Origin of the sequence: Azotobacter vinelandii CA (assembly GCF_000380335.1) — a bacterium.
Taxonomy (GTDB): domain Bacteria; phylum Pseudomonadota; class Gammaproteobacteria; order Pseudomonadales; family Pseudomonadaceae; genus Azotobacter; species Azotobacter vinelandii.
Genome location: NC_021149.1, coordinates 973,304 through 992,551, shown reverse-complemented (window position 1 = coordinate 992,551; position 19,248 = coordinate 973,304). Strand labels below are relative to the sequence as shown.

The window sequence follows — 19,248 nt, the reverse complement described above, 5'->3', positions numbered from 1 at the left end:
TTTCCGGTGAGGTAATCCGGCGCGGGTTCCGTGTAGTAGTCGAATTGCGATTCATTCGCATCGATGCAGACCATGCGCATGAGAAGACCTCGATGACCCACCGCTTCCCTCCCCTGTCCCGCCTTTCCCGACGGCTCCTGGCGACCGCCCTGCTGGGGGTCGGCCTGAACGGCCTGCCGCCGGCTCCGGCCCAGGCCGAAACCGCGCAGGCCGCCTGGCAGGACCGCCGCCACGACTTCGCCATCGCCGCCGGCCCGCTGCCACGGGCGCTCGGCGAATTCAGCCGGATCACCGGCCTCAGCCTGGTCTACACCGACGAGGCGCCATACCAGGTGCGGAGCGCGGCGCTGCAGGGCAACCTGAGCGCCGCCGCCGCCCTCGAACGGCTGCTCGCCGGCTCCGGCTACACCTATCGCCAGCTCGACGAGCGCACCCTGACCCTGCAGCGCCTGGCCAGCGACGGCGCGCTGATGAACCTGCCGAGCACCCTGATCAGCGGCACCGGCGGCACGCCGGACAGCTACCAGCCGGAGCCGGTCGCCTCGATCATGCGCAGCGACACGCCGGTGCTGGAGATTCCGCAGACGATCAACGTGGTCGCCGCCCAGGTGGTCAAGGACCAGCGCCCGCGCAACCTGGACGACGCACTGAACAACATCAGCGGCATCACCCAGGCCAACACCCTGGGCGGCACCCAGGACGCGGTGACCAAGCGCGGCTTCGGCGACAACCGCGACGGTTCGATCATGCGCGACGGCATTCCCTCGATCCTCGGCCGCAACTTCACCGCCAGCGTCGACCACGTCGAAGTGCTCAAGGGGCCGGCGAGCCTGCTGTACGGCATCCAGGACCCGGGCGGCGTGGTCAACCTGGTGAGCAAGAAGCCGGAACTGGTTTCCCGCCACGCCGTCTCGGCCAGCACCTCGTCCTATGCGCACGGGCGCAACGGCAGCGGCGGCCAGTTCGACAGCACCGGTGCGCTGGGCGACTCCGGGCTGGCCTACCGGCTCATCGTCGACTACGAGGACGAGGATTACTGGCGCAACTTCGGCACCAACCGCGAGACGGTCATCGCGCCCTCGCTGGCCTGGTACGGCGCGGACACCACCGTGCTGTTGAGCTATGAGCACCGCGAATACAGCTATCCGTTCGATCGCGGCACGGCCATCGATCCGGGCACCGGGCGACCGCTGGACATCTCCCGCAGGCGCCGGCTGGACGAGGAGTTCAACATCACCGACGGCCGCTCCGACCTGACCCGCTTCAGCATCGACCACGATTTCGACGAGCACTGGAAAGGCCACTTCGCCTACGGCTGGACCCGCGAGACCTACGACGACAACCAGGCGCGGGCGACCGCGGTCAACACCAGCAGCAAGACCGTGACGCGCCGCGTCGACGGCACCCACGGCGCGGTCAGCACCAACAGCTTCGCCCGGCTCGGCCTGAACGGCGATTTCGAGCTGTTCGGCCTGCGCCACGAACTGATGACCGGCATCGACAGCGAGAAGCGCAAGATCTTCCGTGCCGACCTGATCCGCGGCGCCACCTCGACGATCAGCTACAGCAACCCCGTCTACGGCCAGGTCGGGGCGTCCGACAACGTCGATGCCGCCAGCAGCGACCAGACCGACAAGCTGCGCACCGACTCCGCCTACATCCAGGACTCCATCCACCTGAACGAGCGCTGGATCCTGGTGCTCGGCACGCGCTACCAGCGCTACGATCAGTGGGCCGGGCGCGGCCGGCCGTTCCAGGCCAACACCGACGTCCAGGACCACGAATGGACGCCGCGCGCCGGCCTGGTCTACAAGGTGAGCGACGAGGTCTCGCTGTACGGCAGCTACACCTACTCCTTCAAGCCCAACTCGACCATCGCGCCGCTGGGCAACAATCAGATCCTCGACGGCTCGGTCGCGCCGGAAGAGGCGCGCTCCTGGGAGATCGGCGGCAAGCTGGACATTCCGGGAAGGATCACCGCCAACCTGGCGCTGTTCGACATCCACAAGCGCAACGTGCTGGTCAGCCAACTGGACGCCAGCGGCGACAGCTACAGCCGCGCCGCCGGCAAGGTCCGCTCCTACGGCCTGGAGCTGGACGTCAGCGGCCAGCTCGGCGAGCGCTGGAGCCTGATCGGCAGCTATGCCTGGCTGCACGCCGAGGTGACCGACGACCCCGAACTGGAGGACAACCACCTGCAGAACGTGGCCAAGACCACCGCCTCGGCCTCGCTGGTCTACGACGCCGGCAGCCTGTTCGGCGGCGACCAGTTGCGGCTGGGCGGCGGCACCCGCTACGTGGGCAAGCGCTCGGGGGACTCGGCCAACTCCTTCACCCTGCCCGCCTACACGGTGACCGACCTGTTCGCCACTTACGACACCCGGATCGGCGAACACAAGCTCGGCCTGCAGTTCAACGTGAAGAACCTGTTCGACAAGACCTACTACTCGTCCAGCGCCAACCAGTACTACGTGTCGCTCGGCGAGGCCCGGCAGTTCCAGCTCTCCACCACGCTGGAATTCTGAGAGGCCGCCCGCGACCCGCCGGCGGGATCGGGCCCGCTACCGAAGCCGCGGTTCTTGCCGCGACCGGCACGCCGAGCAAGGCGCCGCGAGCCGGGCCGGATATCGGCCGGCCCGGCTCGATTCGTCCGTCAGCGGCTGTCGGCGGCCCTTGCGCGCAAGACCAGGATACGTCCGAGAACGAGGCCGATCGCTCCGGCCAGCCCCGAGGCGAGAAGCACCCCCAGCTTCGCGGCGCTCAGCAGGCTGGCATCGTCGAAGGCGAGCGTGGCGATGAAGATCGACATGGTGAAGCCGATACCGGCCAGACAGCCGATCAGCCACATCCACGACCAGTTCATGCCTTCCGGGAGACGGCACCAGCCCAGGCGGACCAGTATCCAGCTGCTGAGCATGATGCCCAGCGGCTTGCCGACGATCAGGGCCAGCGAAACGCCGAGCACCACGCTCGACGAGCCGCCATTTCCCGGATCGACGCCATCGAGGTTCACGCCGGCGTTGGCGAGCGCGAACAGCGGCATGACCGCATAGGCGACCCACGGATGCAGCGCCATCTGCACACGGACGACGGGCGGCAGCAGTTCGCGCTGCGCGTGGCGGAGCCGCTTCACCGGCTGCATCAGGCGGTGCGCATCCTCCGAGCCATGCTGCACTCGCTCGACGAAGTCCTTGATGGCGCATGTCGCCGTTTCGATGGGGCTCTCGACGCTGCGCGCCGGGAAGACCGGCGTCATCAAGCCGAGAATCACGCCCGCCAGCGTCGGATGCGCCCCGCTCCACAGCAGACCGAACCACACCAGGGCGCCGGGGATGACGTAGGCATAGGCCGAGCCGATGCCGATCTGCTGGAAGCCCAGTACCAGCGCTATTCCGACTCCCGCGATCAGGAAGCCCGCCGGATCGAGCCCGCCCGAAAAGAACAGCGCGATGATCAGTACCGCAGCGATGTCGTCGATGATCGCCAGGGCCAGCAGAAAGACCCGCACGGAACCGGGAATCGATTTGCCCAGCAAGGCCAGCACCCCCACGGCGAAGGCGATGTCGGTCGCCGTCGGTACCGCCCAGCCCTGGCGAAGACCTTCGCCGCCGTTGACGGAGAGGTACACAAGCGCCGGCATCGCCACGCCGCCCAGGGCCGCCACCATGGGCAGGGCGGCCTGGCCGAGACTCGCCAGGGCTCCGGCATGGATTTCCCTGCGGATCTCCATGCCGACGACCAGGAAAAACACCGTCATCAACGCGTCGTTGATCCAGAAGTGCAGGGAATGCGAGACGACATGCTCGCCGATTCCGAAGGTGAGCGGCGTATGCCACAGATGCGCATAGCTCGCTGCGGCCGGCGAGTTGGCCCAGATCAGCGCCGTGGCGGCGGAAATCAGCAGGACGATGCCGCTGACCGCTTCTATGTGGAGGAAACGCTCGAGGGCGTCGAAAGCTCTGTCGGCCAGGCGCTGCGCGGACGGCAACGCCCCTCGGGAATGGTCTCGATTCATGAGGTCGCTCGCATTCGGCTGTGCGGCGGCCCGACCGACACAAGAAACCTGTCCGGCCGCACCCGCGGACCCGACACCCGCCAGCGACCCTACACAAACGAAGCCGAAATGTGAACCCGATTCCGCCGCAAACCTCTCCCGCGGGACGCCGCCCATCCGTCCGGGGACGCCTCAGCTCGACCGGGCATCGTCGTCGTCCGCGACTTCGTCCAGCGATTCCGCCTGTCCCGGCAACTCGGTGATCACGCTGAAGTCGCTTATCTCGATGGCGCCCGGCCCATAGCCGAGCAGGTGAAAGGAGAACGCCTTGCGCGACTCCGGATTGTCGAAACCGAAATCCATCTCCAGCGGCTGTTCGGGCGTGACCAGCATTTCCGTCGGCAGGCCCAGGGGCACGTCCTGCTCGAACTCCTTGGCCTTGAGCAGAATGTAGGCGTTCTGTCGCGGCTCCACGGCGCGGACGGTCAGGCGCACGCGGGTGTGCGATCCCTTGGGCATCTCCAGATACTGGGCGCCGATGAGGTTGTCGGCCCAGTCGTCCTCGACTTGCGCCCGCAGCGGGATTCTCGCCGGACTTCCGAACTGATAGCGTCGGTTCGACGCGGTACGCAGCAGGGCGCTGTCCAGCGCGGCGGCCCTCGACATTATCTGTCGCGCACGCTTGCCGCCATACTGGCCGAGAAAGGTCGCTCGCTCGGCGATGAAACCTTCGCTCGCGTAATACCGGCAGCGCTGCTGGAAATCGCATTCGGTCAGGGTTCCCCGGCCATCGTGATAGCGCAGCTTGCCGTTGGTGAACGACATAATCTCCCGGCCCGTCTCGTAGTCGCGGAACAGCGAACGGCCGCTCAGGCTGGCGGGCACCGGGAAAGCGAAGTAGTCGAGTACCGAGGCGCTCAGATCGACGTGCCCGTAGACCCCGGACTTCACCCTGGGCAAACGCTCCCGCTCCGGCGCCAGCACCAGGGCGAAGCCCCAGGACGAGGCCAGGCGCACGCCGTCGATACCATGGGATTCGTCCGAAGTGACGATGACCAGGGTATCCCGCAGCACGCCCCGCCGCTCCAGTTCGGTCAGGAACTGCCCGAGCGCGTCGTCCAGATAGCCCACCGCCGCCCGCTTGGGCGAGTCATGGCGCTGCAGGTATTCCTCGGGGGCCGAATAGGGCTGGTGAGTACCGACGGTCAGCAGCGTGAGCATCCAGGGCCGCTCCTGCCGCCGCAGTTGTCCGACATAGTCCAGTGCGCCTTCGAAGAACGCCTTGTCGTCCTGGCCCCAGGGGAAATCCAGGTACGGCGGCCTGGCGAACCACTCCCGGCCCAGGGTGGTGTCGAAGCCGATGTGCGGCATGATCCGGTCCTTGGCCATGAACCTGAGGCCTGCGCCCTGCAGGTAGTGCGTGGCGAACCCGTTCTTGCGCAGGCGGGCCGGCAGGCAGTCCTGGTTACGCCGGGTCAGAGCCAGCATCTCGACCCCCTTGGGCGTGCCGTTGTCGAGCTTGTCGTAGTCGCCGCAGAGCATCGAATACAGGCCGCGAATGGTCTGATGGGTGTGCAGCACGTAGTCGGGCGTGTTCATGCCGCGCTCGGCCCATGCGCTCAGGTGCGGCATCGGGTTTTCCCGGTAGCTACTGTGCAGGGCATGCCGGTTCACCCCCACATAGGCGCCCGGAATGCCTTCGAGCACGACCAGCAGCACATTGCGTGCGCGTCCGGGCTCCGGCAGCAGTTTCCGTCCATCCAGGTCGAGCCGGGTGAGGCCCGCCATCCGCGGTGGAGTGTCGGCGCCGTCGCCTTCCAGCCATTCCTCCAGACGGGCCTGTCCCTCCCCGATGCCCGCCACCAGCAGTTGGTGCGGCAGGTTGAACAGCCGCCACGGGTCCTCCTCGCTGGGATACCGGTATTGCACGCCGCCGTGGACCAGCAGGAGCAGCGCCGGAACCGTCCAGGCGTGCCGGGGCAAGCCTGCGGCGGGTTTCGAACGGCCGGCCCAGCGGGCGATCAGCCAGAACGCCAGGCCGGACGCCAGGGCGGCGGCCAGCCAGGGCTGGGCGAAACCGCCGCCAGTGGAGTTTTCCAGGAACTGCAAGTCGAGCAGGTAATGGACGTCCGCCATGCTCGGCAGCCTGCCGACCGCACTGACCAGCTCGACCGAGGCCAGGGTCATCAGGCACCACACCGACAGCACCGGCAACGCCAGCCACCATGGACGGCGCTGTAGAAGCACGACCAGCAGGCCGGCAATGCCCAGGTCCGACAGATAGCCGAGCGGGTCGGACCAGCCCAGGGCCAGGCGCAGGCCCAGGGGAACGGCGAGCAGCAAGCCGATCAGGGCGGCGAGGGAGGACAGAGGGTGCTGCAAGCAGCGGCGAATGAGGCTCACGAAAATCCTGCCAGTCGAGGGCTTGTCATCGATTGTTTCCCTTGTTGCGGCGGAACCTGCGCCTGGCACGGGGCCAGGCGCAGGGAGAGGGGTACGCTCATTCCCAATGAGCGACGAGCGACATGGCGCTTCGCAGCGGGTCATTATCCCGATGTGACAGGAATGTGAACAGACTGTGAACGTCCGGAAAGCCGAAGGCCGGACGACGCATCGCGCATCGTCCGGCCTTCGGGAATGACGGCGGGCCGCGGAGCGGCTCCGCCCTGGGGGATCAGCTGGCGGCGCTCAGCTTGGACAGGTTGGCCTGCCAGACATCCAGTTGCTCCACGTGCTCAGCCTCCTCGTCGGCGAACTCCGTGGCCATCGCCTTCACCTCCGGGTCGGCGGTTTCGTCGGCGATCTTCTGGTAGTACTCGTGGCTGCGCTGCTCGCCGTGCATGGCCAGCGCCATGGCGCCGAGGACGTCGATGTCCGGGGCCACCGGCCCCCAGGCGGCTTCCGGGCTGGAGCCCTCGGGCCAGTCGTACTCGTCGGCCGCCAGCTTCGGCAGATCGTGGAAGCCGCCGCGCTCCATGGCCTCGCGCTGATGCAAGCGGGAATAGTGGGACATCTGCTGGAAGAAATCCGCCACCTCGGCATTGCCGAGGGCGGTCATGGCTTCGGCCAGCTCGGCATAGCGGCGGGACGACTCCTTCTCCAGCTGGATGGCATGGGCAAGGAAACGCTGAATCTCGTTCACGCCCCTCTCCTTTATCGATTGAAGGTGGATGAAAGCCGAAGCCGCCACAGCCCTCTCGGGCGACCGGGAGGCCTCACGGAACGTGAGGATAATGCGGCAGGTTCCGCACGCTCGGCAACCGGCGATTTGCCACGGCGGATGCTGCCCGTCGGACGAAGCGCCCGTTAGACTCGCAGCGAAGACCGGAGCAACCGCCGCTGGAGGCGGCCCCCATCCGCGGTGGCAACCCATGCAGATCGACGAAGAACTGACGTTCAAGAAACTGGAAATTTTCCTGGCCTTCATGCGCAGCGGCAACCTGTCGCGCGCCGCCGCCGAGCTGGACACCAGCACGGTCAGCGTGCACCGCGCCCTGCATTCGCTGGAGAACGCTCTGCGCTGCCCGCTGTTCAAGCGCGAAGGACGCAAGCTGACGCCGCTGGAGAGCGCCCATGTGCTGGAGGACCGCGCGCAGAAGCTGGTCGCCGACGTGCTCGACACCGTGCGCCTGACCCGCGAGGCCGCCGGCTTCTCCGCCGAGCGCTTCAAGCTCGGCGCGCTCTACTCGCTGACGGTGAAGACCGTGCCGCAATTGATCATGGGCCTCAAGCTGCGGCGCAGCACGCTGAACATCGACCTGATCCTCGGCTCCAACATCGACCTGCTGTACAAGCTGAAGAACCTCGAGCTGGACGCCATCCTGGTCTCGCTCAACGACAGCGTGAGCGATCCGGACTGCGAGTCGCTGCCGCTGTTTCGCGACGACATTTTCCTCGCCGTACCGGTCGACTCGCCTTTCGCCGGCCAGGCCGAGGTCGACCTGGCCGAACTGCGCGAAGCCACCTTCATCACCCTGACCCAGGGCTTCGCCACCCACCAGGACGCCCTGCGCGTGTTCCGCCAGGCCGGCTTCGCGCCCAAGGTGGCGATGCAGGTCAACGACATCTTCACCCTGCTCAGCATGGTCAGCTCCGGGGTCGGTTACGCCCTGCTGCCGGGGCGCATCGCCGCGGTGTACGAGAACCGCATACGGTTGATCCCGCTCGAGACGCGCTACCGCCTGCAGCAGCAGATCGGCGTGGTGTTCCTCAAGAGCCGCGAGCGCGACCCCAACCTGCTGGCCCTGCTCGCCGAGTGCCGGATGTACGCCAAGCGCCACGCGGGCTGAAAACGCGAAGGCCCCGCGCGGAGCGGGGCCTTGCGCTAGCCGAGGCGGACGTTCAGAAAAAGAACAGCGTCAGCAGCACGAACCAGGGCAGCAGGATGGCGCACGACCAGCCCATGTAGCCGAAGAAGCTCGGCATCGGCACGCCGCGCTGGTCGGCGATGGCCTTGACCATGAAGTTCGGCGCGTTGCCGATGTAGCTCAGCGCGCCCATGAACACCGAGCCCATGGACACCGCCACCAAGGTCCGCGGCAGCTCGTTCATCATCGTCTGCGCATCGCCGGAGGCCAGGTTGAAGAACACCAGGTAGGTCGGCGCGTTGTCGAGAAATCCCGACAACAGGCCGGACATCCAGAAATACATGCCGTCGATCGGCGTGCCGTCGGTCCGGGTCACCGCCGCCACCAGACCGGCCAGGTGGCCTTCGCTGCCGGCGCGCAGGATGGCGAGCACCGGCACTATGGTCAGGAAGATCCCGGCGAACAGCTTGGCGACCTCCTGGATCGGCCCCCAGTCGAAATCGTTACCGGCGCGCACCTGCTTCGACGTGACCTTCAGGGACACCAGGGCCAGGCCGAGCATCAGCAGATCGCGCATCAGGTTCTGCCATTCGATCGGCGTGCCCATCACCGTGAAGGCCACCCCCGGCTTCCAGATTCCCGACAGCAGCACGGCGCCGATCACCCCGCCGAGCAGCAGGAAGTTGACCGAGCCATAGAGCCTGAGCGGCGAATCCGGCGACGGATCGCGCGGCAGCAGTTCGTCTTCCCGGGCGTAGAAATAACGGTCGATGAAATAGAACACGGTCAGCAGCGCCGCACTCGACAGCAGCACCGGCAGCAACATGTGCTCGACCGTCCAGAAGAAGCCGACCCCCTTGAGGAAACCGAGGAACAGCGGCGGATCGCCCAAAGGCGTCAGCCCGCCGCCGATATTGGCCACCAGGAAGATGAAGAACACCACCACGTGCACGCGGTGCTTGCGGTTGTCGTTGGCGCGCAGCAACGGACGGATCATCAGCATCGCCGCCCCGGTGGTGCCCATCAGCGAGGCCAGGGCCACACCGATGGCCAGCAGCGTGGTGTTCAGGCGTGGCGAGCCGTGCAGGTTGCCCCAGACCAGGATGCCGCCGGAAATGGTGTAGAGCGAGAACAGCAGGACGATGAACGGCAGGTATTCGGCGAACAGCGCATGCACAATCACCGCGAAAGTGTCGTGCGGGCCGAAGGCGAAGGCGAACGGCACCAGGAACAGCAATGTCCAGAGCGCGGTGATCTTGCCGAAGTGATGATGCCAGACATGGGCTGCGAACAATGGAAACAGGGCGATCGACAACAGGATTCCCACGAAGGGAATACCCCAGGCGGGACTCAGGCTGGCGCCATCGACTTCCGCCGCGAACGAGAGTCCGGGCGACAGGGCCAGCAAATACGGCAGCCGACGCAGAATCGACTTCATCAACTCATTCTCCCAGCGAAAGTTAATTACGGCTGTCCAACCTTTTGCGGGTCACGCATGGGCGCGAAACAGCGGCCCATCGAAAAAACGGGCCCTTCCGTAAAAGCAGGATTTGCGCCAAATCAATATCGAAAGAAACTTTTCCGACGAGAATCTGCCTCTTTCTCCGTTCGGCTCGAGGCGAGCGACTGCGCACCGGGCCACGAGGGGGCGACCAGGCGGTAGCGCCCGGTATAGAGCGGATCGGCGCAAGGGCCGTGATTCCTGGCCAGCGGCCAGCAATGGACCCGCCGTTTCGCGACACGCCCGGCGGAATCGGCCACGGCCGCCATTGCCCGGAAATCCCCGCCACACGCTTCGGCAGCCTTGGAATCGATAACGGAAGTTCGGCTCCGGCTTTGTATGAAAAGCACCCGCGACCAATAATGCGTTGTAAAAAAATGGTCGAAACAGCACAGGTTTAAATATCCATGAGTTATTCATGGACTTATTTCACGACACCTTTCTCCTGACGTTCGCGGGCCGACTACAGACCCGGAAGTCTTTTCGTTCGAAGAGCGAGGACTCGAAAAGATGGCCGCCTCGCGGCGGCCGGAAGTTTCGACGGTAACTGGCGGGAGGGCCGGCGCTCAGCCGAACAGACCACGCATCATGAAGTACAGCAGCGAGGGGCCGAGCAGACAGCCCAGCGCGGTGTAGAAGGCCGCGGTCAGGCAGCCGTAGGGCACCAGCTTCGGATCGGTGGCGGCCAGGCCGGCTGCCACGCCGCTGGAGGTGCCCATCAGGCCGCCGAAGATCACCGCCGAGCGCGGATTGTTCAGCCCGATCAGCGGCGCGACGAAGGGCGTGACCACCATCACCGCCATGGCCTTGATCAGGCCGGCGGCGATCGACAGGGCCATCACTTCCGAACTGGCGCCCAGCGCCGCGCCGGTCACCGGGCCGACGATGTAGGTCACCGCGCCGGCGCCGATGGTGGTCAGGCTGACCGCATCGGTGTAACCGAAGACCAGCGCCACGCTTACCCCGGCGATGAACGAGACGAAGACGCCGAACGCCAGGGCGATCACCCCGCTGACGCCGGCCCGCTTGAGCTCCTTCGGGTTGACGCCGAAGGCGGTGGCGATGATCGCGAAGTCGCGCAGCATGGCGCCGCCGAGGATGCCGATGCCCGACAGCAGCGGGATGTCCGCCAGGCCCTTCTGGCCGCCGGTATGGAGCCCGCCGAGATAGGACAACAGCAGGCCGAGGAGAATGGCGATGGCCGAGCCGTGCAGGCGTCCCCTGGTGAATTTCGCGGACATCCAGTAGGACAGCCACATGGTCGCGCCGATCACCGCGAAGCCGCTGATCAGACCGTAGCCGGTGAGTACCTTGGTCAAGGTTTCAGTGATCATGGCGCTTACCTCTGCACGCTGGCGACGGACTGGGCGGCACTGCCCGGCTCATGCGGCTTTTTTTCGACGGCGGCGTCCTGGCGGCCGAGCCTGTCCAGCACCGGCACCATGGCGAAGCTCAGGCCGACCGCCAGCAGGCCGGCGAGGATCGCCATCGGACCGCTGCTCAACGCGCCGACCACGTTCTGCTGGGCCGCCATGGCGACCACGATGGGGATGTAGATGGCGCTCCAGAACTCGATGCCCTGCTCGGTCTTGGCGGCGAGCAGGCCGCGTCTGGCCAGCCAGTTGCCGCCGAAGATCAGCAGAATCATGGCGATGCCGACACCGCCGACATTGGAGGGAACGCCGAGGAGCACGCCGAGCAGGTCGCCGATGAACAGGCCGGCCAGGGTGCAGATGGAGAGCAAAGCAACACCGTAGATGATCATTGTTATTGTCCTGTCTGAAAAAAATATTGTTCTTGTCGTGCAGGCAGTGGCGTCAGCGGTCGAGACAACCCTCCTCGCGCAGCAGCGCATCCAGTGTGTCGAGGCGGGCGCCCTGGAAGGCGATCACAGCGCCCTGGCGCATCGCCCGCCGCGCCAGGCCGCTGAGCACCGTGCCGGGCGGCAGCTCGACGTGCAGGCGCACGCCGCGCTCGTAGGCGCTGCGCAGGGTGCCTCGCCAGTCGACCACACGGCACATGTTGAAAGCCAGATCGTCGCGCAGCGCCTCGGGATCGAGCAGCAGGCGCGCCGAGCTGCCGCTCAGGTAGCGCAGCGCCGGGCGGCGCAGCCGCACCCCGGCGAAGGCCTCGGCCAGTCGCGCCGCCGGTTCGGCCAGCAGCGCGCAGTGCGAGGGCACGCTGACCGCCAGCCGCCGCGCCGCACCGGCGCCGCTGCGCCGGGCCAGTTCGCCGACCGCGCTCATCGCCGCCTCGCTGCCGGCGATCACCAACTGGTTGTCGGCGTTGATGTTGGCCAGGAACACCGGGCTGTCCGGGCCGTTGACCCGCGCCAGCAAGGGCTCCAGCTCGGCCGGACCGAGGCCCATGATGGCGGTCATGCCATGACCGCCCGGCCAGGCCCGTTCCATCAGTTCGCCGCGCAGGGCCACCAGGCGCACCGCATCGGCCAGCTCCAGCGCACCGCCGACCACCGCCGCCGGATAGGCGCCGACCGACAACCCGGCGACATAATCCGGCCGTGCGCCGCGCGCCAGCAGCAGCCGCGCGCCGGCGACCCCGGCGAGCAGCAGGCAGAGCTGCACGGCGCGGGTCGAGGCCAGAGCCTCGGCGCTGTCCAGCGCCCGCACGTCCTCGCCCAGCGCGTCGCTGGCCTCCTCCAGGCAGGCCCGCACCAGAGGCTCGTCCGGCAGTTGGTGAAGCATGGCCGGCTGCTGGGCGCCCTGGCCGGGAAAGGCGAACAGGCTGCTCATGCCGCCACCTCCCGCCAGGGATCGCCAACCAGCCGCGCGCCGCTGCCGGCCTTGAGCAGCACCCGCGCCGCAGGGCTCGCCCAGTCGCGCAGGGCGACGGCGCCGGCCGGGGTTTCCAGTTGCAGGTCGACCCGACAGGGCAACTGCTCCAGCCGCTCGAGCAGAGCCAGGGCCTGCCGGCGCTCCAGCGGCCGCGGCACGCGCAGCAGCAGGTCGAGATCGCTGTGCTCGCCGAGCACCGTCACGCCGGTTGCCAGTTGGTAACCGGCGCCGCCGGTCACCCCCCAGGCCAGGCCACGCTGGCGGCACAGCGCATCCAGTTGCGGCTGCAGCAGGGCCAGGGCACGCAGCGGCGCGCAGACGCCCTCCCGTTCCCCACCGCCGGTCAGTTGCTCCGGTTGCACGCGCCGGCGGATCGCCGCCCGCGGCATCCAGGCGGCGTGGCGCTGCTCGCGTCCGTGCCCGCGCACCCCGACGGCGATCCAGCCGTCCCGCGCCGGCGCACGGCGCACCACCACCGGCCGGCCGGCAGCGAGCACCTCGGCCGCCCAGGTCGGTGCGGCGGCGTCGAGCCGGTCGGTGCTCATCCCCCAGAGCAGGTCGTGGGGCTGCGGCAGCAGGCGAGTTTCGTGCATCGGCGTCTCCTCCACCCGGCCGGTTACCACTGCGCCCGCAGCAGTTCGCGCACCCGGCGCGAGGCAGCGCGGTTGGCGGCGCCGAGGCGGCCGCGCAGGTCGCTGCCTTTGGTGCGGATGTCGGCCTGCGCGTGGGCCAGGCAGGCCTGTACCCGCGCCAGGTCGTCGCCCTGCGGCGCCTCGATGGCGTCCACCGAGAGGGTTTCCCAGAGCAGGCCGAGCGAGGCGTAGCTGTCGAGGTCGTAGGCCATCGGCGGCACCCTGGCGGCCAGAGCCTCCAGCTCGTCCACGGTGCGCAGGGTGACCCGCGCGGCGGATTCCTTGCCCATGGCATGAACCATCACCCCCGGATCGCGCAGGGCGACGATGCGGTTGGCCTGGTAGCCGTGGGCGAGGAAGGCGCCGGACATTGCCTTGCCGACCAGCAGGGCGATCAGCGGATGCCCGGCCAGACGGGCACGGGCATAACCGTCCACCGCGCCGGCCAGCGCCTGGTGGATGCCGTAGGCCTCCTCGCGACGGCCGTAGGCCTGGCTGGGCACGTCGACCACGGCGATCAGCGCGCGCTTGACCGGCGCGTCGCAGTCGGCCTGGATCACCTCGTCCAGCGCACAGCCCAGGCTCCAGCCCTCGAGCAGGCCGACCTCGCCGCTGCGGGCACGCGGAAAGCGGTTGTCCGCATCCGGCACCACGGCGATATAGCGGGCCGGGCGGCCGGCCAGCGAGGCGTCGACCACCTTCAGCGAGGCCGGGTAGCCCGGCTGCTCGGCGGCGTCGGCGGTCAGGGCGCGCAGCCAGTTCAGACCGCGTTGCGAAAGGGCGTTGCTCATGGCTGGTCTCCTTGGTAGAGGGCGCGCACAGCTGCGGCGTCGGCTTGCGGGCGGGTGTCCACGCGCCCCAGCAGGTCGAGGAAGCGTCGATACTGGCGGCTGCGCGGCGGGGCGTCGCCGGGCCCCTCGAGAATGCCCAGCAGCCGCTCGCGGATGGCCTGCGCGTCGTCGGCCACATAGGCGTCGACCAGCCCGCAGGCGAAGCGCTGCTCGCCGCCGGTCAGGCTCCAGATGAATGGACGGTCGCGCGAGTCGTACTCCTCGATGCCGGCTTCCTGCTCGATCACCTGCGGGCCGTTGAGGCCCAGGCGCGCCTCGCGGGTCGCCAGCAGGTGGCTGCACAGCGCGGCGGCGATCGACATGCCGCCGAAGCAGCCCACCGGGCCGGCGACCACGCCGATCACCGGCCGGTACTGGCGCAGCTCCACGATGGCCGCCTGCACCTCGGCAATCGCCGCCAGGCCCAGGTTGGCCTCCTGCAGACGCACGCCGCCGGTCTCCAGCAGCAGCACGGCGCAGGTCGGGATGCCGTTGCGGTTGTCCTCGGCGGCCAGCTCCAGGGCGCCGGCGATCTTCGCGCCGCCCACTTCGCCGAGGCTGCCACCCTGGAAGTTGCCCTCGATGGCGGCGACCACCGCCGGGCGACCGCCGAGGGTGCCCTTGGCCACCACCACGCCGTCGTCGGCCTGGGCGACGATGCCCTGGGCCTCCAGCCACGGCGACTTGATCCGGGCGAAGGGGTCGAGCAGCTCGCGCAGGCTGCCCCGATCGAGCAGCGCGGCGACCCGCTGGCGGGCGCCCAGCTCGACGAAGCTGCGGCTGTGCAGCAGTGCATTCAGATCAGACATTGCTCACCTCCTCCAGCGCCTGTTCCAGACGCAGCCGCACCACACCGGGAGTGGCGCCGAAATCGTGGATATCGACGTTCAGGGCCGGCGGCTCGGCGCCGGCAAACATGCGCTCGAACAGGTGGCGCCAGCGCTCGGCGCTGCCGTTCACCGAGGTGACCACCTGGATGTTCAGGCGACCGGCCGGGCCGGGCTCGAGCAGCACCTCCAGGTCGCCGGAGCCGACGCAACCCACTTGGGCGCGCTGGCGGGCCGGCTGGCCGGCGGGAAATTCGAAGGACAGGGTTTCCATGTTTACAAGCTCCCAATCGGCGCCCCGAGCATCGGCTCCAGGCGGTCGAGGAATAAGGTCACGGCGAGCAGATCGGCTGCTCCGCCGGGCGAGGCGTTCAACTCCAGCAAACCGAGCTCCAGATCCCTGAGGCTACGGCGGCCGGCCAGGCTGGCGCTGCCGCCGGCCACCAGCACCGCGCGGGCGCCGTCCTGCATGCAGCGCAGCCCCTCCAGGCCGGCGCGGTGCAGCACGCAGGTGTCCTCCAACTGGGCCATGATCGCCAGCAGCGCATCCAGGCGTGCGTGGTTTTCGTCGCAGCCGGCCGCGCGGCTGCGCCGGAGCTGCGGCAGGCCATGCCGGATTACGCCGGGGAAGCCGCCGCGGGCCTCTTCCCGCGCACCGCGCACGCCGTAGCGCTGACGCACGCGCTCGCCATGGCTGGGCGGCTGCGCCGGCATCTGCCGATCCTCCAGCCGGGCCAGTCGCGCGGCGCGCAGGCTCACCTGCTCCGGCGCGAGCCGCTGCGGTTCCAGCGCGGCGGCGGTGACCAGGAGGCCCAGCGCCCAGATCGCGCCGCGATGGGTGTTGACCCCGCCGGTGACCGCCAGCATTCGCGCTTCGCCCTCGCGGCCGAGCCGACCGATGGTTTCGCGCAGCGGCCGGTCGAGTTCGGCAAGGCTCCGGGCGGCCTCGGCCATGGCGTGGAAGGCCGGCCACAGCGCGCGCGCCGAGGCGTGCATCAGCTTCAGGTCGAGGTCGCGGTGCGCGCCGCTGCCGCGCCGGTCGACCAGCGCCGGCTTGGGCGACAGCTCGGCCTCGTCGATCAGCGCCCCGACGGCGAGGTCGGCGAAGCGTTCGGCCAGGCTCGGGCGAGGTATCGTTGCAATGAATGCGCTCATCACCAGCTCCTGAACTTGGCGGGCGGGTCGTAGAGGCCGCCGGACCAGTCGACCAGCTCGGCGATGCTTTTCGCCGCGAGCAGCTCGCGGCTCGCCTCGGTGCGGCGGATGCCGAGATCCTCCGGCAGGGCGATCAGCCCCTCGCGGCGCATACGCTCGGTATCCTTCGGGTCGTGACGCAGGCCGATGGCGGTGACGCCGGCCACCGCGGCGATCATCGCCCTGCGTTCTTCCAGCGTGCGCGCCCTGTACAGGTAGGCGATGCCCTCCTCGGTGAGCAGGTGGGTGACGTCGTCGCCGTAGATCATCACCGGTGCCAGCGGCATGCCGACCTTGCGCGCCACCTCGACGGCGTCGAGCTGCTCGACGAAGGTGGGTTTGCCGCCTTCCTGGTAGGTCTCGACCATCTGCACGACCAGCTTCTTGCCGCGCTCGAGCAGGGTGAGCGGCTCGGTCATGTCGAGCCAGGCGGGGGTGGCGTGGCGGCGGCCACGCGGGTCGTGGCCCATGTTCGGTGCGCCGCCGAAGCCGGCCAGGCGGCCACGCGTCACCGTGGAAGAGTGACCGTCGCCATCGACTTGCAAGGTAGCGCCGATGAACAGGTCGACCGCATACTGGCCGGCCAGCTGGCACATCATGCGGTTGGAGCGCAAGGAGCCGTCACGGCCGGTGAAGAACACGTCCGGGCGCGCCGCCACGTAGTTCTCCATGCCCAGCTCGGTGCCGAAGCAGTGCACGCTCTGGACCCAGCCGGTCTCGATGGCCGGAATCAGGGTCGGGTGCGGGTTGAGCGTCCAGTTGCGGCAGATCTTGCCCTTGAGGCCCAGGCGCTCGCCGTAGGTGGGCAGGATCAGCTCGATGGCCGCGGTGTTGAAGCCGATGCCGTGGTTGAGCGACTGGACCTTATGCTTCTCGTAGATGCCGCGGATCGCCATCATCGCCATCAGCACGTGCACCGGCTTGATGTGGCGCGGGTCGCGGGTGAACAGCGGCTCGATGTAGAACGGCTTGTCGGCCAGCACCACGAAATCGACCCAGGAGGCCGGGATGTCCACGCGCGGCAGGTCGCGCGGGTCCTCGACGATCTCGTTGACCTGGACGATGACGATACCGTCGGCGAAGGCGGTCGGCTCGACCAGCGCCGGGGTGTCCTCGGTGCTCGGGCCGCTGTAGATGTTGCCCTCGCGGTCGGCCATGAAGCCGGCGACCAGCGCGACGTTGGGGATCAGGTCCACCACCAGGCGCGAGTACAGCTCGATGTAGGTGTGGATGGCGCCGACTTCGAGCAGGCCGTCTTCCATCAACTGGCCGATGCGCAGGCTCTGCGGGCCGGCGAAGGAGAAGTCCAGCCTGCGGGCGATGCCGCGCTCGTAGAGGTCGAGGTGCTCGGCACGGCTGACGCTGGGCATGATCATGTGCAGATCGTGCAGCTTGCCGGGATCGACCCTGGCCAGCGAGCGGGAGAGGAAATCCGCCTGCTTCTGGTTGTTGCCTTCCAGCACCACGCGATCGCCGGGGGCGATCAGCGCTTCCAGGGCGGCGACCATCCTGTCGCTCGGCAGGACCACGCCATCGGCGAGATTTCGCACCTGCTCGAGCCGGCGCAGCTTCTCGCTGCGCCGACGCGACCACTGCGGCGGGGGGGAAATTGTTGTTGTCATGCTTGCTCCACGGGTTCCGCTGTCGAGGCCTCACGGTAGGGCGGCGGCCGGGGAGCGTTCAATCAAGCTGGCTCGACGTTCATTACTCTCAAGTTAACGATTCACGGAAAAAAAACCTCTCTCCGGCGAGTCCCGCCTGGCGTCGTCATACCTTGGTCTGGTCCGAAGGCCGGGCACGGTTGTACAAAGCGGGACACTGCTATAAGTTCCCTGCAGGTTCGGTGGCGCGGTGTCTCTCCCAACTGGTCAGGTGCCCGGATGCTGCGTCGCTGGACCCACTCTCCCCGACTGCGCGAGTCCTCCATGAGTGCGTCCCCGGCTCCCATCCTGATCACCGGCGCCAGCCAGCGCATAGGCCTGTACTGCGCCGAGCGCCTGCTCGACGAGGGCCAGCCGGTGATCGCCACCTTCCGCTACGAACGGCCGGGCCACGAACGGCCGGGCCTCGCGCGGCTGCGCGAACGCGGCGTGCCGACCCTGCAGGCGGACTTCGCCGACGAGGCCGGCATCCTCGCCTTCATCGGGCGGCTCAAGGAACACACCGACCGCCTGCGCGCCATCGTGCACAACGCCTCGGAGTGGCTGGGCGAGACGACGCCCGGCGAAGCGACGCCCGGCGAGGAGGCGCGGATCTTCCAGCGCCTGTTCAACGTACACATGCTGGCGCCCTACCTGATCAACCTGCACTGCGCCGAGTTGCTGGAACGCTCCAGCCCGGCGGACATCGTGCATATCGGCGACGACGTGACACGCAAGGGCAGCGCCCGGCACATCGCCTACAGCGCCAGCAAGGCCGGCCTCGACAACCTCACCCTGTCCTTCGCCGCGCGCCTGGCGCCGCGCGTCAAGGTCAACGGCATCGCGCCGGCGCTGATCCTCTTCAAGCCGGAGGACGATGCCGAATACCGCGCCAGGACCCTGGCCAAGTCCGCCCTCGGCATCGAGCCCGGCGCCGAGGCGGTCTACCTGGGCCTGCGCTATCTGTTGGACAATCCCTACGTCACCGGCACCACGCTGACGGTCAACGGCGGCCGTCACCTCAAGTGAGTGCCACGCCACTTCCGCAACCGACAGGACGGAGCGAGCCTATGCCGCGACTGGAACCAGGCATGGCGCGGATTCGGGTCAAGGACCTGCGTCTGCGCACCTATATCGGTATCAAGGAGGAGGAAATCCTCAACAAGCAGGACGTGCTGATCAATCTCACCGTGCTCTACCCCGCCGTGGATGCCGTGCGCGACAACGTCATCGACCAGGCCCTGAACTACCGCACCCTGACCAAGGTGATCATCCATCACGTGGAAGAGAACCGCTTCGCCCTGCTCGAACGCCTGACCCAGGAAATCCTCGACCTGGTGATGGGCTACCCGAGCGTGCACTACGCCGAAGTGGAGGTGGACAAGCCCCATGCCCTGCGCTTCGCCGAATCGGTGTCGATCACCCTCGCCGCCCATCGCCAGAGCTGAGCGCGGCCCGCCCGGACGCGCTGGTGACGGCCAGCGGCGCCAAGTATGATCGCGCCCGACGGCCGCCTCGCCGGCCGTCC

17 protein-coding genes are annotated in these 19,248 nt (G+C 68.1%); 4 read left to right on the top strand and 13 right to left on the bottom strand.

The features are described 5' to 3' along the window. The first annotated feature begins 92 nt into the window (after nucleotides 1-92). Nucleotides 93-2,525 (top strand): TonB-dependent siderophore receptor, encoded by a 2,433-nt coding sequence (locus AVCA_RS04705; RefSeq protein ID WP_012699699.1) that lies wholly within the window; start codon nucleotides 93-95, stop codon nucleotides 2,523-2,525. Between the two features lie 128 nt (nucleotides 2,526-2,653). Here AVCA_RS04705 and nhaA read toward each other — a convergent pair whose 3' ends face one another. From nhaA to AVCA_RS04690, 3 genes are all read right to left on the bottom strand, one after another. Beyond that, a complete protein-coding gene (nhaA, locus tag AVCA_RS04700) occupies nucleotides 2,654-4,015 on the bottom strand; it encodes a Na+/H+ antiporter NhaA (protein WP_175555929.1) in 1,362 nt (453 codons plus the stop codon). Between the two features lie 171 nt (nucleotides 4,016-4,186). Next, the gene (locus tag AVCA_RS04695) at nucleotides 4,187-6,397 is read right to left on the bottom strand and encodes an LTA synthase family protein (RefSeq protein WP_175555926.1); all 2,211 of its coding nucleotides are present in this window, start codon (nucleotides 6,395-6,397) and stop codon (nucleotides 4,187-4,189) included. Nucleotides 6,398-6,668: 271 nt separating this feature from the next. Beyond that, nucleotides 6,669-7,136 (bottom strand): ferritin-like domain-containing protein, encoded by a 468-nt coding sequence (locus AVCA_RS04690; RefSeq protein WP_012699695.1) that lies wholly within the window; start codon nucleotides 7,134-7,136, stop codon nucleotides 6,669-6,671. 229 nt (nucleotides 7,137-7,365) lie between these two features. On the opposite strand from AVCA_RS04690, the gene AVCA_RS04685 reads away from it, so the two are divergent. Continuing rightward, entirely contained in the window at nucleotides 7,366-8,283 is a 918-nt protein-coding gene (locus AVCA_RS04685) for a LysR family transcriptional regulator (protein WP_012699694.1), read from the top strand. A gap of 52 nt (nucleotides 8,284-8,335) precedes the next feature. Here AVCA_RS04685 and AVCA_RS04680 read toward each other — a convergent pair whose 3' ends face one another. From AVCA_RS04680 to mdcA, 10 genes are all read right to left on the bottom strand, one after another. Then, entirely contained in the window at nucleotides 8,336-9,739 is a 1,404-nt protein-coding gene (locus tag AVCA_RS04680) for a sodium:proton antiporter (RefSeq protein ID WP_012699693.1), read from the bottom strand. A gap of 629 nt (nucleotides 9,740-10,368) precedes the next feature. Continuing rightward, nucleotides 10,369-11,133 (bottom strand): malonate transporter subunit MadM, encoded by a 765-nt coding sequence (madM, locus tag AVCA_RS04675; RefSeq protein ID WP_085930862.1) that lies wholly within the window; start codon nucleotides 11,131-11,133, stop codon nucleotides 10,369-10,371. An 8-nt stretch (nucleotides 11,134-11,141) separates the two neighbouring features. Next, complete coding sequence (gene madL, locus AVCA_RS04670) at nucleotides 11,142-11,567, bottom strand: malonate transporter subunit MadL (protein WP_012699690.1); 426 nt, start codon at nucleotides 11,565-11,567, stop codon at nucleotides 11,142-11,144. A gap of 52 nt (nucleotides 11,568-11,619) precedes the next feature. Then, a complete protein-coding gene (gene mdcH / locus AVCA_RS04665) occupies nucleotides 11,620-12,555 on the bottom strand; it encodes a malonate decarboxylase subunit epsilon (protein ID WP_012699689.1) in 936 nt (311 codons plus the stop codon). Continuing rightward, entirely contained in the window at nucleotides 12,552-13,190 is a 639-nt protein-coding gene (locus AVCA_RS04660; RefSeq protein ID WP_012699688.1) for a malonate decarboxylase holo-ACP synthase, read from the bottom strand. Before AVCA_RS04660 ends, mdcH begins: the two co-directional genes overlap by 4 nt. Before the next feature lie 23 nt (nucleotides 13,191-13,213). Beyond that, a complete protein-coding gene (gene mdcE / locus AVCA_RS04655) occupies nucleotides 13,214-14,020 on the bottom strand; it encodes a biotin-independent malonate decarboxylase subunit gamma (RefSeq protein ID WP_012699687.1) in 807 nt (268 codons plus the stop codon). Continuing rightward, nucleotides 14,017-14,868 carry a biotin-independent malonate decarboxylase subunit beta gene (locus AVCA_RS04650; protein ID WP_012699686.1) on the bottom strand — a complete coding sequence of 284 codons (852 nt, stop codon included), beginning with the start codon at nucleotides 14,866-14,868 and terminating at the stop codon, nucleotides 14,017-14,019. The genes mdcE and AVCA_RS04650 overlap by 4 nt, the downstream gene beginning before the upstream one ends. Next, complete coding sequence (locus AVCA_RS04645) at nucleotides 14,861-15,160, bottom strand: malonate decarboxylase subunit delta (RefSeq protein ID WP_012699685.1); 300 nt, start codon at nucleotides 15,158-15,160, stop codon at nucleotides 14,861-14,863. The genes AVCA_RS04650 and AVCA_RS04645 overlap by 8 nt, the downstream gene beginning before the upstream one ends. 2 nt (nucleotides 15,161-15,162) lie before the next feature. Then, a complete protein-coding gene (locus AVCA_RS04640; protein ID WP_012699684.1) occupies nucleotides 15,163-16,041 on the bottom strand; it encodes a triphosphoribosyl-dephospho-CoA synthase in 879 nt (292 codons plus the stop codon). After that, complete coding sequence (gene mdcA, locus AVCA_RS04635; RefSeq protein ID WP_012699683.1) at nucleotides 16,041-17,702, bottom strand: malonate decarboxylase subunit alpha; 1,662 nt, start codon at nucleotides 17,700-17,702, stop codon at nucleotides 16,041-16,043. The genes AVCA_RS04640 and mdcA overlap by 1 nt, the downstream gene beginning before the upstream one ends. A gap of 303 nt (nucleotides 17,703-18,005) precedes the next feature. Here mdcA and folM point away from each other — a divergent pair, with 303 nt between their 5' ends. After that, nucleotides 18,006-18,749 carry a dihydromonapterin reductase gene (folM, locus tag AVCA_RS04630; RefSeq protein ID WP_175555927.1) on the top strand — a complete coding sequence of 248 codons (744 nt, stop codon included), beginning with the start codon at nucleotides 18,006-18,008 and terminating at the stop codon, nucleotides 18,747-18,749. 41 nt (nucleotides 18,750-18,790) lie between these two features. Continuing rightward, nucleotides 18,791-19,168 (top strand): dihydroneopterin triphosphate 2'-epimerase, encoded by a 378-nt coding sequence (folX, locus tag AVCA_RS04625; protein WP_012699681.1) that lies wholly within the window; start codon nucleotides 18,791-18,793, stop codon nucleotides 19,166-19,168. The last annotated feature ends 80 nt before the right edge of the window (nucleotides 19,169-19,248 follow it).

Bases quoted from the DNA above. Each gene is read 5' to 3' on its own strand.
- AVCA_RS04705 (WP_012699699.1), top strand. From the start codon at position 93: ATGACCCACCGCTTCCCTCCCCTGTCCCGCCTTTCCCGACGGCTCCTG.
- nhaA (WP_175555929.1), bottom strand. From the start codon at position 4,015: ATGAATCGAGACCATTCCCGAGGGGCGTTGCCGTCCGCGCAGCGCCTG.
- AVCA_RS04685 (WP_012699694.1), top strand. From the start codon at position 7,366: ATGCAGATCGACGAAGAACTGACGTTCAAGAAACTGGAAATTTTCCTG.
- AVCA_RS04680 (WP_012699693.1), bottom strand. From the start codon at position 9,739: ATGAAGTCGATTCTGCGTCGGCTGCCGTATTTGCTGGCCCTGTCGCCC.
- madL (WP_012699690.1), bottom strand. From the start codon at position 11,567: ATGATCATCTACGGTGTTGCTTTGCTCTCCATCTGCACCCTGGCCGGC.
- mdcH (WP_012699689.1), bottom strand. From the start codon at position 12,555: ATGAGCAGCCTGTTCGCCTTTCCCGGCCAGGGCGCCCAGCAGCCGGCC.
- AVCA_RS04660 (WP_012699688.1), bottom strand. From the start codon at position 13,190: ATGCACGAAACTCGCCTGCTGCCGCAGCCCCACGACCTGCTCTGGGGG.
- mdcE (WP_012699687.1), bottom strand. From the start codon at position 14,020: ATGAGCAACGCCCTTTCGCAACGCGGTCTGAACTGGCTGCGCGCCCTG.
- AVCA_RS04650 (WP_012699686.1), bottom strand. From the start codon at position 14,868: ATGTCTGATCTGAATGCACTGCTGCACAGCCGCAGCTTCGTCGAGCTG.
- AVCA_RS04645 (WP_012699685.1), bottom strand. From the start codon at position 15,160: ATGGAAACCCTGTCCTTCGAATTTCCCGCCGGCCAGCCGGCCCGCCAG.
- AVCA_RS04640 (WP_012699684.1), bottom strand. From the start codon at position 16,041: ATGAGCGCATTCATTGCAACGATACCTCGCCCGAGCCTGGCCGAACGC.
- mdcA (WP_012699683.1), bottom strand. From the start codon at position 17,702: ATGACAACAACAATTTCCCCCCCGCCGCAGTGGTCGCGTCGGCGCAGC.
- folM (WP_175555927.1), top strand. From the start codon at position 18,006: ATGAGTGCGTCCCCGGCTCCCATCCTGATCACCGGCGCCAGCCAGCGC.
- folX (WP_012699681.1), top strand. From the start codon at position 18,791: ATGCCGCGACTGGAACCAGGCATGGCGCGGATTCGGGTCAAGGACCTG.